Source organism: Sinomicrobium endophyticum (assembly GCF_052983315.1).
The window spans coordinates 47790-61559 of record NZ_JBRKIS010000021.1 but is presented as its reverse complement, the minus strand read 5'-3'; the positions used below and the strand labels follow the sequence as shown (position 1 = coordinate 61559).

9 protein-coding genes are annotated in these 13770 nt (G+C 43.6%); 5 read left to right on the top strand and 4 right to left on the bottom strand.

Annotation, left to right across the window (positions count from 1 at the left end; genetic code table 11):
- Positions 1-55 precede the first annotated feature (55 nt).
- Positions 56-1888: a sodium:solute symporter family protein gene (locus tag ACVBDU_RS06940; protein WP_447179039.1), complete on the bottom strand. Its 1833-nt coding sequence runs from the start codon at positions 1886-1888 to the stop codon at positions 56-58.
- Between the two features lie 172 nt (positions 1889-2060).
- On the bottom strand, positions 2061-2783 hold the full coding sequence (locus ACVBDU_RS06935; protein ID WP_447179038.1) for a LytR/AlgR family response regulator transcription factor: 723 nt from the start codon (positions 2781-2783) through the stop codon (positions 2061-2063).
- 500 nt (positions 2784-3283) lie between these two features.
- Here ACVBDU_RS06935 and nagB point away from each other — a divergent pair, with 500 nt between their 5' ends.
- The 4 genes from nagB to ACVBDU_RS06915 all read left to right on the top strand — a co-directional run bounded on the left by nagB (position 3284) and on the right by ACVBDU_RS06915 (position 8865).
- Positions 3284-5218, top strand: a complete 1935-nt coding sequence (nagB, locus tag ACVBDU_RS06930; protein WP_447179037.1) for a glucosamine-6-phosphate deaminase — start codon at positions 3284-3286, stop codon at positions 5216-5218.
- Positions 5219-5856: 638 nt separating this feature from the next.
- Positions 5857-6843, top strand: coding sequence for a 6-phosphofructokinase (pfkA, locus tag ACVBDU_RS06925; protein ID WP_447179036.1), 987 nt, complete (start codon positions 5857-5859; stop codon positions 6841-6843).
- Between the two features lie 72 nt (positions 6844-6915).
- Complete coding sequence (gene gap, locus ACVBDU_RS06920) at positions 6916-7917, top strand: type I glyceraldehyde-3-phosphate dehydrogenase (RefSeq protein WP_447179035.1); 1002 nt, start codon at positions 6916-6918, stop codon at positions 7915-7917.
- Positions 7918-8004: 87 nt separating this feature from the next.
- Positions 8005-8865, top strand: a complete 861-nt coding sequence (locus tag ACVBDU_RS06915) for an N-acetylglucosamine kinase (protein ID WP_447179034.1) — start codon at positions 8005-8007, stop codon at positions 8863-8865.
- A 270-nt stretch (positions 8866-9135) separates the two neighbouring features.
- On the opposite strand, the gene ACVBDU_RS06910 is transcribed toward ACVBDU_RS06915, so the two are convergent.
- Entirely contained in the window at positions 9136-9516 is a 381-nt protein-coding gene (locus tag ACVBDU_RS06910; RefSeq protein ID WP_447179033.1) for a RidA family protein, read from the bottom strand.
- Positions 9517-9564: 48 nt separating this feature from the next.
- A complete protein-coding gene (locus tag ACVBDU_RS06905) occupies positions 9565-12276 on the bottom strand; it encodes a putative LPS assembly protein LptD (RefSeq protein WP_447179032.1) in 2712 nt (903 codons plus the stop codon).
- A 372-nt stretch (positions 12277-12648) separates the two neighbouring features.
- On the opposite strand from ACVBDU_RS06905, the gene ACVBDU_RS06900 reads away from it, so the two are divergent.
- Positions 12649-13743, top strand: coding sequence for an N-acetylmuramoyl-L-alanine amidase (locus tag ACVBDU_RS06900; RefSeq protein ID WP_447179031.1), 1095 nt, complete (start codon positions 12649-12651; stop codon positions 13741-13743).
- The last annotated feature ends 27 nt before the right edge of the window (positions 13744-13770 follow it).

Sequence of the window (13770 nt, the reverse complement as noted above, 5' to 3'; positions counted from 1 at the left end):
AAGTTAGAAGTAAAGCTTAAAAAATCTTCGGACTCCTAACTTCGTGCTTCTGACTTTACAAAATATCACTTTTCATACGTTTCCATACTACGGCCAGTAACAGTCCGGAAACGATCATGGCGATAGTCAATCCTATGGCAAGCGGGTAGTTGCCGTATATCCAGTTGCCCGTAGCAAACATACAGCAATAAACCAATATACATCCCAGGATCATGGCCAGTATACCGGAAGGAACCGACCATTTTTCCCTGCTGTCCATAATATTGACATCCTCTGCCCGTGCCTGGTCCAGTATTCTTTTCCATCCCGGTCCGCCCGGCTGTGTCTTTTGATAGAAACTGTACAGTACTTCCTTTTTTTCCGGTTTGGTAGCAAACGTAACCAGAAGCCATATGATGGTGGTTATAAATACTATTGCCGGCAAGGTGGCCCAGGAAGGGAATACTCCCGCTACAAATGTACCGCTCCTTTCTGTGTAACCGAAAAAATAATCTTTCAGAGGAGAAAGGGTCAATACCAGGCTGGTAATAGCTGCTGCAAACATTACGGATATTTCGCTCCATGCATTGATCCGCCACCAGAACCAGCGCAGTATGTAAACCAGCCCGGTTCCCGCGCCGAACATAAGAAGAATGTCAAATAATTGTTTGGCATTGGTCAGCAGGAGGGCCATTGCGGCACTGGCAACCATTAATAACACTGTGGAAAGACGCCCCACGTTTACCAGTTCTTTTTCCGATGCGTTTTTGCGCACGGTCTGCTTGTAAAAATCATTTACGATATAGGAAGATCCCCAGTTGAGCTGCGTAGAAATGGTACTCATATAAGCAGCGCCCAAAGAGGCCAGTACAAGTCCGAGAAGCCCGCTGGGAAGTTTGGTCAGCATGGCAGAGTACGCCAGGTCGTGTCCCAGTTTGCTCTCCTCAATTCCGGGAAAAGCTTCGTGTATGCTTGCTATGTCCGGAAACACTACCAGAGATGCCAGTGCAACCAGTATCCAGGGCCATGGCCTTACACCATAATGCATGATGTTAAAGAAAAAAGTAGATGCTATGGCATGGTTTTCGTTTTTTGCGGCCAGCATACGCTGCGCGATATATCCGCCTCCGCCCGGTTCTGATCCCGGGTACCAGGAACTCCACCATTGTACCGCCAGTGGGATGATAAGAATGGATATAAGTGCTTCCGTATCTGAAAAGTCCGGTAGGATAGATAATTTGCCTACTACATTTTCATGAGTCATCAACTTGGTAATGCCTCCTACTTCCGGGATGTTTACCAGGTAATAAGCAGCTCCTACTGCGCCGATAATAGCGGTGAAAAACAAGATAAAATCCGTATAGACAACACCTTTAAAACCTCCTATGGCACTGAATATAACAGTGATTACTCCACCTATAAGCACTGTCTGTATAGGAGAGAGTCCCAGCATAATACCTCCTATTTTTATCGCCGCGAGGTTTACCGCGGCCAGGGTGATGATGTTAAAAAAGAGCCCCAGGTATATGGAGCGGAAACCCCGTAGGAACTTTGCCGGCTTTCCGCCATACCGCAGCTCGTAAAACTCCATATCTGTCAATACATTGGATTTGCGCCATAGTTTGGCATAGATAAATACGGTAGACAAGCCGGTCAGTAAAAATGCCCACCAGGCCCAGTTGCCCGAAACCCCGTTCGTACGCACAATGTCTGTCACCAGGTTGGGAGTATCCGTGGAAAACGTTGTGGCTACCATAGAAAAACCTAACAGCCACCAGGGCATGCTACGGCCGGAGAGAAAGTATTCTGTGGTGTTCTTGCCCGAACTCCTGGATACGACAATACCGATGGTCAGGGTTATGGCAAAAAAACCGAAGATAAGGGAGTAATCTAAGAATGATAGTTCCATGAAAGTTATAGTTAGTAATTTGTTTTATGGTTTTATTTATTATCTGGTTAAAAGTTAAAATCCTGTTCCCGGTAATATTCCGATTCAGAGCGATTGGTTTTCTGAAAATTATTTATGTATTCGTGGCTAAACGGGCTTTGGGTTGACCATATCAAAATCTTCGCTCTCATGATCATATCTGGTCCTGGTTATCCTTAAAAATGCTCTCTTTAGCCTGTTTTATATAGTTTCTTCCGATAGGAATGCGCTTGTGGTTTATTTCTATGATATTCCCTTCTACCGCTTTTACCTTATCAATGGCTATCGTATAAGATCGGTGTACACGTATAAAGTTTGCGGAGGGGAGTTCTTCCGTGATATTGGTCAGGGATTTGTGAACAATGTATTCATCTATTGTGGTTACCACCTTTATATAATCTTTAAGGCTTTCGATAAACAAGATATCGTTGAGGTTGACTTTTACCATTTTTTTATCTACCTTTAAGAACATATGTGGCTCCGGTTGTGTCTTTGTGTTTACGAGCCCACCACGTTTTATAGAGATTTCTTTGGCAAGTTTGTTGATCGTTTTTGCAAAACGATGAAAGGGGATGGGTTTTACCAGGTAGTCAAACACGTCCAGCTCATAGCTCTCCACGGCGTATTCGCGGTAGGCGGTGGTGATGACAATAAATGCGTCGAAGCTGATGTTCTTGATGAAATCCAGCCCGCTCATCTTTGGCATATTGATATCGAGGAAAATGACGTCTATATCATTATTCTCCAACGAAGCCATGGCTTCGATCGGATTATTGTGGCAGGCGGTGATTTCCAGATTCTGAAACTCCCCTGCATGAGATAACAGTACGCTTGCTGCAAGAGGTTCGTCATCTATAATGATACATTTAATTTTCATCTATACCCTGGTTTAGAAAAAGCGGCATATTACCGGTGCCATTTTGTTACCTGGTTTATGGCCAGAATTTTGAAAAATTGACAAAAACATCTCAAAAAGAGCCAAAAAATAGATGTATTTTTACTAAAAACAAAATATTTTAAAATAATTTTTTATAAGCTTAAATTACTGATATTTACTAATATGTGAAATGATGTAATTGATGAGTTTTTTAGTGTTGTTCAGCTAATTTTTTTTCGTTCTGTAATATTTAGTTCTAAATTTTTGCACTGAAAATTTCGTACCGTCCCGGGTTCACAGAAGCCTTTGCAGGTAAGGGGAAGGAACGGTCCGGAAGTTGTAAGGGGCAGTCGTTTTTTGGGCCGGAAGTAATATCTTTAAGTCCGGAAAATAACGCTATTCGTGACATAGTTGAGTGCGCTGGTCGAAAAAGTTTTAGCATATGGACCATATTGAATAGTTTAGTTTCGAAAAAATAAATCACATTCATACCGTTAGTTATGCATCGATATTTAGTACAAGCTAATGATATTAGCCACAAGGAAGTGGGGAAATTCGAAGAGACCCGTTACGAGAGATTCCACAATGAGGTCTTTGAAAACTCCCACCAGGCTTCTGTTCTTGTTGCCGAAGAAATAGCGCAACTTATTAAGGACAAAGAGGAAAAGGGAGAAAACTGCGTGCTGGGCCTTGCTACGGGGTCTTCACCTATAAAAGTATATGAAGAACTCGTGCGTATGCACCATGAGGAAGGACTGAGTTTTGCTAATGTAATTACTTTTAACCTGGATGAGTACTATCCTATGAATAAGGATAATCACCAGAGTTATCATTACTTTATGCATCAGCATTTGTTTGATCATATCGATATAAAACCGGAAAATGTGCACATTCCGGACGGTAGGGTTTCCCTCGAAGAGATCCACCAGTATTGCATCGATTATGAAATGAAGATCAAGGAATACGGCGGACTCGATTTTCAACTACTGGGCATAGGACGTACAGGGCATGTAGGGTTTAACGAACCGGGATCGCATTACAATTCCGGGACCAGGATCATTACCCTGGATCACCTTACCCGGGGAGATGCCGCGTCGGATTTCAACGGCATTGAAAATGTACCGAAGAGGGCTATTACCATGGGAATAGGGACCATTCTCAAAGCAAGGCGTATAGTATTGCTCGCGTGGGGGCATAAAAAGGCGGAGATTATTAAGGAGACTATAGAAGAAGAGATTACTGCCAATGTTCCCGCCACGTACCTGCAACAACATAAGAACACCACATTTATACTGGATTATGAAGCTGCTTCGGAGTTGACAAGGTTCAAAACGCCATGGCTGGTAGGACAATGTGTGTGGACGGATGAACTGAAACGCAAGGCTATGGTTTGGCTGAGTTTAAAAACCAATAAACCGATCCTGAAGCTTACGGACAGGGATTATAACGATAACGGGATGTCCGGCTTACTGGCACAGGAAGGCTCCGCTTATGAGTTGAACATACAGATGTTCAATGTGCTGCAACATACCATCACAGGATGGCCCGGAGGAAAACCCAATGCGGATGATACCAAACGTCCGGAAAGGGCGGAACCTGCCAAAAAGCGGGTTATTATATTCAGTCCGCACCCCGATGACGATGTGATCTCTATGGGAGGTACCTTCTGCCGTCTTATAGATCAGGGACACGATGTACATGTAGTATACCAGACTTCCGGCAATATTGCCGTAACCGATGCAGAAGCACTCAAATTTGCTGAGGTAGCCAAAGATATTACCGGGGATGCAACCCCTTCCGTATTTAAGGAAACTATAGATTTTCTGAACAACAAAAGGGAAGACCAGACAGACTCCCTGGATGTAAGGAAACTGAAAGGACTTATACGAAGAAGGGAATCTTACGGGGCTACACGTTACGTTGGCCTGGGAGATAAAAACATACACTTCCTGGACCTGCCCTTTTATGAGACCGGTGAGGTGAAGAAAAATCCGATCGGAGAGGAAGATATACAGATGATCGTAGATATCATAGCGCAAATAAAACCGCACCAGATATATGCTGCCGGAGATCTGGCCGATCCGCATGGTACACATAAAGTGTGTCTGGACGGTATTTTTGAAGCGTTAAAGCGATTAAAATCCGAGTCTTACATGGAAAACTGCTGGGTGTGGCTGTATCGCGGAGCATGGCACGAATGGGGACTGGACGAAATAGAAATGGCCGTGCCTATGAGTCCGGACCAGGTGATCCGCAAACGAAATGCTATCCTGTTTCACCAGTCGCAAAAAGACCGGGTGATGTTCCAGGGAGACGATTCCAGGGAATTCTGGGTCCGGGCAGAAGAGAGGAACAAGGCCACCGCAAGATTATACGATGCCCTGGGGCTTGCCGAATACGAAGCCATAGAAGCATTTAAGAGATATTATTTTTAGTGTTTTTCAATTATTAATCATTACGTTCGGATCCGCCTGTTTCTCAGCAGGCGGATTTTGAATTATAACAAACAGGGCAATCGCATTATTATGGAGTAAATCCATTTAAGCTTAAAAATTTAAGGTTCCAGGTTTCAGGTTACAAGTTTGGGCATGGCCTTCGATAAACTCAGGATGCCCGCCTGCCGGAGGCAGGAACTAAGGCCGAAGGGAAGGGTAGATTACAGGTTTATAGTTTAATTTACAGATTAGAGGTTGGAGGTGTGAACTATAAATACCGGTGACTGGAAAACCGGCAACTGACAGCTGCAACCTGTAACTTGCAACCTGAAATTTTAAACCTTGCAATTATAGTTTTTTTAATGCGTTTGCCTTGTTATAACAAGCAGCGTATTTCTGTTTTTTACAGGAATGTTGCATTTTGATATGGAGTTAAGATGGTTTTCATTTGCCTCTGATAGTGATAATAAAATTGTAGAAATTGCATTTATTGGTCGGTGAATGGCTTTTCGTGTTAAATAATACAGGATTAAAGTTAAAAGTTTTTAACGAAAACGTTAGAAATGCTCAAACATCCGCAATTAGATTTTCAAGTAAAAAATTATTAAATATCTTTGGTAGCTTTTAAAACAAAAATCATGTCAAACATTATAAAAAAGGTCGCTGTTTTAACTTCCGGAGGGGATTCTCCCGGTATGAATGCGGCAATCCGTTCTGTAGTTCGTACCTGTGCATATTATAAACTGGAATGTGTTGGTATCTACAGGGGGTATCAGGGAATGATAGAAGGCGATTTTAAAGCTATGAATGCCCGGAGTGTGAATAACATTATCACCAGGGGCGGTACCATCCTGAAATCGGCAAGATCTAATGATTTCCGAACGGTTGAGGGCAGAAAGAAAGCATATGAGCAACTCAAAGAACACGGCATAGAGGCTTTTGTGGTGATCGGAGGAGACGGGTCTTTTACTGGGGCGATGATCTTTAGTGAGGAATTCGGTTTTCCGGTAATGGGTATTCCCGGTACTATTGATAACGATATTTATGGTACGAGTTTTACACTTGGTTACGATACGGCATTGAATACGGTGGTGGAAGCCATCGATAAAATACGGGATACGGCTATTTCTCACAACAGGCTGTTCTTTGTTGAGGTTATGGGGCGCGATGCGGGGCATATAGCACTGAATACAGGTGTTGGGGCCGGTGCTGAGGAAATTCTTATCCCCGAAGAGAACCTGGGACTGGAAAGATTGCTCGAATCCCTGGAGAGAAGCCGGTTGTCGGGAAAATCTTCCAGCATTGTCGTAGTGGCCGAAGGGGATAAAATAGGTAAAAGCGTTTTTGAACTCAAAGAATACGTGGAACAGAACCACCCGGACTATGATGTCAGGGTTACGGTACTCGGGCATATTCAGCGGGGCGGAAGACCTACCTGTTTTGACCGTGTCCTGGCCAGTAGAATGGGGGTGAAAGCCGTGGAAAGCCTGCTGGAAGGTAAATCCAACTACATGGTTGGTTTCCGTGAGGACAAAATACTGCTCACGCCATTGGAGAAAGCGGTAAAAGGAAAGTCCGAAATAGACAGGGAGCTTCTGCGCGTATCGGATATTATGACCACATAACCCCTGTTTTTTCGTAACTTAGAAGGATAACAAAAAAGCAAATCAAAATAAATCACAATAAATAATAAGATCATGTCAAACTTAAAAATTGGTATTAACGGTTTCGGAAGAATAGGACGATTAGTTTTCAGGGAAACCGTAAAAAGAGATAATGTAGATGTAGTAGCTATTAATGACCTGTTAGACGTGGATCACCTGGCATACCTGCTGAAATATGATTCTGTACACGGTACATTCCAAGGTACTGTAGAAGTAAAGGACGGGAACCTTGTGGTAAACGGAAAAACCGTAAGGATTACTGCCGAAAGAGATCCTAAAAGCCTGAAATGGGATGCGGTCGGAGTTGATGTAGTGGCGGAATGTACAGGTATATTCACTACTCTCGATACCGCACAACAACACATAGAGGCCGGAGCCAAGAAAGTAGTTATCTCCGCGCCTTCAAAAGATGCTCCTATGTTTGTAATGGGAGTTAACCATAAAGAAGCCAAGTCTACCGATAATATCGTGTCCAATGCTTCTTGTACAACAAACTGTCTTGCGCCTATCTCCAAAGTACTGAACGACGCTTTCGGTATCGAGGAAGGTCTGATGACCACAGTACATGCTACTACAGCGACACAGCTTACTGTAGATGGCCCGTCCAGAAAAGATTTCCGCGGGGGAAGAAGTGCGCTGCTTAACGTTATTCCCGCTGCTACCGGTGCTGCCAAAGCAGTTACCAAAGTTATTCCCGAGCTGGAAGGTAAACTTACCGGAATGGCATTCAGGGTTCCTACTGCGGACGTGTCTGTAGTAGACCTTACCGTCAGGCTGAAAAAGGAGACTTCTTACGCAGAGATCAAAAAAGCGGTAAAAGCTGCTTCCGAAGGTGAATTAAAAGGAATCCTCGGGTATACGGAAGAACTGGTAGTGTCTCAGGACTTCGTAGGAGATACCCGTACCAGTATCTTTGATGCGGATGCAGGAATAGAGCTGAACTCCAAATTCTTTAAAGTTATAGCATGGTACGATAACGAAGCAGGGTATTCTAGCAAACTGGTAGATCTGGCACTTCACGTATCTTCATTATAATAAGATAGTAGTCAAAGAAGGCAAACAGAGAAAAGGGAAATATATACACCATCTCTGTTTGTTCTTTATTAATAAATTATTGAGAATATGATATTAATTGTTGATAGTGGAGCCACAAAATCAGATTGGATCGCCTTAGATGAGGAAGGAAACAAGTTATTTTTAACAAAGACCCTGGGGCTTAGTCCGGAAGTGCTTACCCGGGAAATTATAGACGAACGTCTTGCCAATAATTTCGAACTGAGTAATAATAAGGATAAGGTAACCCAGCTCTATTTTTACGGTGCCGGCTGTGGTACGGACAGGATGAAGACTTATCTTACGAAGATTTTTAAGAACTTCTTCGTAAATGCCAAGACATTCATCAAGGAAGATACCTATGCGGCAATACACGCCACGGCAGAACCGGGAGAGCACGCTATTGTGTGTATACTGGGAACCGGGTCCAATTGCAGTTATTACGACGGCAGCGAAGTTTTCCAGAAAGTTATATCTCTGGGGTATATACTGATGGATGATTGCAGCGGAAATTATTTCGGTCGTCAGTTGCTCCGGGATTACTATTACCACAGGATGCCCAAAAGCCTGGCGCATAAGTTTTCGGAAGCTTATGACCTGGAAGCGGACGTCATTAAAAATAACCTCTATAAACAACCCAACCCGAATACCTATCTGGCAACCTTTGCAAGGTTTGTTATTGAAAACCGGGAGCATGAATACAGTCAGAAACTCATTCGGAAAGGGATGCAGTTGTTTATAGACAATGCCATCCGCCAATACGAACAGGCGGAGTCCGTTCCCGTACATTTTATAGGTAGTATTGCATTTTACCTTCAGGAAGAACTGAATGAAGTCATGGCGCAGAACAATCTGAAAGTAGGCAAGATATTACGCCGCCCTATCGACAACCTGGTAGAATATCACAGGTCTATCGTATTCAATAAGTAAAATAAATATACAAATGTTATATGTAAAAGAGGTTGCGATGACTCGTAACCTCTTTTCTTGTTTTGTGACTTTCTCCTTTATTATCAAGTTGAAGGTTAAAACCCTACTCTGTAATGCCATTACAGCTACTTTAGTTTCTATAAACTTTCAATAGTTAATAGGTTATTGAGTTATTAAGCTATTGAGTATTGACTAAATAACCGAGTAACCTGATAACTATGGCAATTTCATAGGCGCTTTCTAACCTTTGGACTTGAAGTCCGGAGTGGTTTAATTACCCGCAATCATGGAGATCTCCACGTTTACAAACTTGGGTAAATTGGCTACTTCCACAGTTTCCCGGGCGGGGGCATTTTCTTCGCTGAAATACCTGCCGTATACTTCGTTTATTTTGCCGAAATTGTTCATGTCGCTTATAAAAATGGAAGATTTGATAACATTTTCAAAGCTCATTCCGGCGGCCTGGAGTATGGCCTCCAGGTTTTGCATTACCTGTGTGGTTTCTTCCTCTATGGAATTCAGGTTTAGTTCCCCGGTTACCGGGTCCAGGGCTATTTGTCCGGAAATGTAAAGCGTATCTCCTGCCAGGACCGCCTGGTTGTATGGCCCTATAGGTGCGGGTGCCTGCTCCGTGTGGATTATTTTTTTCATATGTTTAAAGTTTTTATACGTTTTGTTTTTTTATCAGGTGTAGCCCTGCTACAGGTTCCTGTCCGGTGCCCGTCTCTTTTCCCACTTGAGATCGCTCAGCATGGAGCTCTTTATCCCGATAAAGAAATACCAGGCGGTACGTGTGCCGAAGGGAGTCCAGCTAAAGTTCATACGCCAGCTTTCCAGGTCTCTTTCAAAACGGAGCTGGGTATAGGAGAATCCTTTGCTCTTAAAGTCGTATCCGGAAGAAACACCCATTCGCCATTTGGGCGATAATTCCACGTTTCCGGAGAACATAAGTGAGTTGTTGCTTATTTCGTTCTGCCGGTTCGAATTGGAGTATGTCATCGAATAGGCCAGTCTCAGGTCCCATGGTAAGGTAGCGCCGTAATACTTGGTGTCCTCTTCTTCTTCATCTTCCTCGTCATCACCGAACATCCTGTTGTCGCTAAAATCCTGGTTGGTACCAAAAAGGTCGTCTTCCCTTCCTCCGCTGGACGTGTTGTCTGTTTTACGGTCCACACCACTGCCCTTAAACGTTTTGCTTGAAATGGTGTAACTCGTTGTAAGGTTGGCATTGGTAAGCCGGAAAAGACTACCGCCGTTGTCTATATTGAATTTTTCTATCCTTCTCCCGCTGTTGTCTATGGCATAAGGGTCTAAAGTAGCTCCGAAATTGACCGTCATTTTGTTGTCAAATAACGGTATTCCCCCGGTTACCCTCACCGGGCTCCATGGCAGGGAATCGGCAGCGATGTTATAACTGGTGGAAAAATTAAGGTTGTTGAGCAGGATTATTTTTTTAGGTTCGGTTGCCGTTGTGTCCTTATCCGTTACCTTGGCTTCCAGGGTATTGCTTAAAGATATCCCTATATTGTTGGAATTTCCCCTGCTCGGCGTACCGTAAACACCTCCTTCGAAACGGGTGTACTCGCGTACATCTCCTTCTTCGTTGGCGATGTATTCATCGTAGTACTGGTCAAAGCCCGGCGTGTATCCATAGCTGACAGATGGGCGCATTACGTGCCGTATGGCCTGTATTTTACGACCTTCTTTAAACGTGAACATACCGTAAAGTGTTGTTCCCAGGCTGGCGCTGAAGTTGTATTGTCCGAAACGGTCAAAACCGTTTATGGTGTCAATGGGAGCTTCTTCCAGTTCCTCTTCATAATCGTGTCTCCTGATGGTTTTCAACTGCCACACCTCGTCGTAATTCACACTTGTGGATACGCTCAGGTATTTCATTATTTTAAAGTTGGTGCTTATCGGGATGCTGTGACGGAACCCGGTTTTTGCATCTTCGAACATTTCCTTTTTAAAGAACAGCGAGTCCGTAGTCTGGAAACGGTTTTCCGCTCTCAGGTTGTACTGGAAGTTGATATTCTGGAAAAATCCTTTTTTAATGCCGGATTTCGGCGCAAAAGGGTAAATACGTTCTACGCTGGCCTGCAAGGTAGGCAGGGTCATGTTAATGACCTCTGTGTTGGTGTTCTGGGAGTGTGTGGCCGTTACACTCAGGTTTACTGCCGGGTATCCCGGAAATGATTTTGAATAGGACACGGATGACGACAGGGTGTTGTTCATAAAGTTCCCTGTGTTTATCTGGTTGTAAGAGTCTTTGTAATACCGGCTGCTTCCAAGGTTTACACTTGCCGAGAATCTTGAACTGGGGTTGGATTTGGCATCCTGCGAATGCGACCACTGCAAGTTGTATGTCGTCCCCCTGCTGTAATCCGGGAACCCTTTTTGTCCCTGTACCAGGTTTTCAAACCGGAAATTAAAATTCCCCCGGAAACGGTACCTTACGGCATAGTTTGTTTCGGTGCGGAAACCATAACTGCCGTTGGTGTAATAATCTCCCAGCACCGCAAGGTCCAGGAAATCATTAATAGCAAAATAATATCCCCCGTTCTGTAAAAAGTATCCCCGGTCGTTGATCTCCCCGAAAGTAGGGAAGATGAGTCCCGATTCACTGCTTTTCTGAGACATGGGGAAATAGGCGAAAGGTACGGCTATGGGAGTGGGGACATCGGCAATATACATGTTGCTGAACCCGGCAATAACTTTTTTCTTCGGGACGAACTTTGCTTTACGTACCCGGATGTAATATTCCGGGTCGTCCAGATTTTTGGAAGTGGTAAGCTTTCCTTCGTGCAAAAAGTACACCGAATCATTTTCTTTTTTGGTCATCTCCGCGAAAACATTCATTTCACCTCCCACGGTCTGTTCGGACCTGGAATTCCAGATCAGTGCTTTTTGGGTGTCGAAATTATACCGAATGGAATCCGGTTCTACAATATTGCTTCCCTGCTTGAAGTAAGGAGCCTGGGTCAGAGTGCCGGTAGAATCTTTGATCCGTCCCGCATATACCTCCTTTTTTTCATAATTGATAACGATGATCCCCGCTTTCAGTTCGGTATCCTGGTAATAGACTTCCGCTTCGTTGTACAGGTATATTTTATTTTCGCTTCGTATGGTCTTCTGGTAATCTTTAGCCTTGTACTTGATCTGGTCGTCCAGGAATCCTTTTTTAGGAGGTACGCTATCTTTTTGTATGCTGTCTCGCTGTATACTGTCCGTGGACTGTATACTTTCTGTTAAAATATTGTCGGCAATAATGGAATCACGTACCTGTATGTGCGGTAGTAACTCATTTACAGGAATCTGTGTAGAGTCTTGTTCGGCTTCAATGTTTAAAGGCTGCTTTGCCGGGGTTTCCTGCGCTATGAGAAACGACCGCCCGAACAGCAAAATAAGCATTAAAAGTATGTAAGGGTTGTTTGCTCGCAACGCTTTAAATCCTATTTTTGTAAAAATATAGCTTGGTACTCCGTTTGTGATACAGAGGACTTTATTCCTGTCCTGGGTTTCACACAGGCAAAGATGTAAAAAAAATATGCGAATTCCTCGTAACAGGTTTTGATTTTATGTTTTTTTTGGCAGCTTCATAATATCTCCCTGGAGGAATACATCCGGAGATTTGTCTCCCTTTTCAGGGTATAAAAATAGGCGGACTACCATTGATAACGTCTAATAATGTCATCCTTTTTGACAATATTTCAGATTCGGGGCGTTTTAATTAATAATGAGGTTAAGGTAAATACAGTAACGTTGGCTGTAAAACAAAAGTACATGATAAAAAAGTTTTGGTTATTGACGGTTTTACTTACCGGGTTGTTTTGGTGGAGTTCTTTTGACAGGGGAGATGAAAAAGAAAAGACAAAAAAAGTATTTATCGTGGTTCTGGACGCGGGGCATGGAGGGCATGATCCGGGGAATATAGGTAATGGGGCCAAGGAAAAGGATGTTGCTTTGGATATTGTCCTTGCTGTCGGAAGGGAGCTGGAAAAGCATCAGGATATAAAAGTGGTGTATACACGGAAAACAGATAAATTTGTGAACCTGTATGTCCGCGGTAAAATAGCTAATGAGGCCAATGCGGATCTCTTCGTATCTATTCATTGTAATTCGCATCACTCCAATGCATACGGCACCGAAACTTTTGTGCTTGGACTGCACGCGAACAAGCAGAACTTCGAAGTGGCCAAAGCGGAGAACGAGGTGATTTATCTGGAAGAAGATCACGAATCCAATTATGCGCAATACAACATTAATTCCCCCGAATCTGTTATAGGTCTTACCATCATGCAGGAGGAATTTTTGGGGCAAAGTATTCAGCTTGCCAAGTTTTTGCAGGATAACTTTACCGTAAAGCTCAAACGGAAGAACCGCGGTGTAAAACAAGCCGGGTTTATCGTGTTGCACCAGACCTTTATGCCGAGTGTGCTGATTGAAACCGGTTTTTTGAGCAACAAGAACGAAAAGGGTTATCTGGCATCCAAAAAGGGCAAGGCGGAAATGGCAGATAATATAGCTGAGGCCATTATCCGCTATAAAAAAGAACTTACCAATAATATAGCCATTGATGAGCTGCCCGTGAACCCGACCCCGGAAAATAATGCCACCACAGGTGTAGTGTTTAAAGTACAGGTTGCTGCCGGAACCAATAAAATAGAACCGAAGCGTTACAATTTCAGGGGGCTGGACCCTATATCCATGGAGAGTGTCGGTAGTGTTTACCGTTATCTGTACGGAAATACATCGAGTTACCAGGAAGCCAAAGACCTGCAACGACAGGCCAGGGACAAAGGGTATAAAGAAGCTTATATAGTTGCATACCGCGACGGAGAGCGTATCTCGGTAGATGAGGCTTTAAAAGGGAACTAATCCTTTTATGCTGTAGCTGCTTTTTAG

Coding starts and splice junctions, on each gene's coding strand:
- ACVBDU_RS06940 (WP_447179039.1), bottom strand. CDS start 1,888: ATGGAACTATCATTCTTAGATTACTCCCTTATCTTCGGTTTTTTTGCC.
- ACVBDU_RS06935 (WP_447179038.1), bottom strand. CDS start 2,783: ATGAAAATTAAATGTATCATTATAGATGACGAACCTCTTGCAGCAAGC.
- nagB (WP_447179037.1), top strand. CDS start 3,284: ATGCATCGATATTTAGTACAAGCTAATGATATTAGCCACAAGGAAGTG.
- pfkA (WP_447179036.1), top strand. CDS start 5,857: ATGTCAAACATTATAAAAAAGGTCGCTGTTTTAACTTCCGGAGGGGAT.
- gap (WP_447179035.1), top strand. CDS start 6,916: ATGTCAAACTTAAAAATTGGTATTAACGGTTTCGGAAGAATAGGACGA.
- ACVBDU_RS06915 (WP_447179034.1), top strand. CDS start 8,005: ATGATATTAATTGTTGATAGTGGAGCCACAAAATCAGATTGGATCGCC.
- ACVBDU_RS06910 (WP_447179033.1), bottom strand. CDS start 9,516: ATGAAAAAAATAATCCACACGGAGCAGGCACCCGCACCTATAGGGCCA.
- ACVBDU_RS06905 (WP_447179032.1), bottom strand. CDS start 12,276: ATGCTTATTTTGCTGTTCGGGCGGTCGTTTCTCATAGCGCAGGAAACC.
- ACVBDU_RS06900 (WP_447179031.1), top strand. CDS start 12,649: ATGATAAAAAAGTTTTGGTTATTGACGGTTTTACTTACCGGGTTGTTT.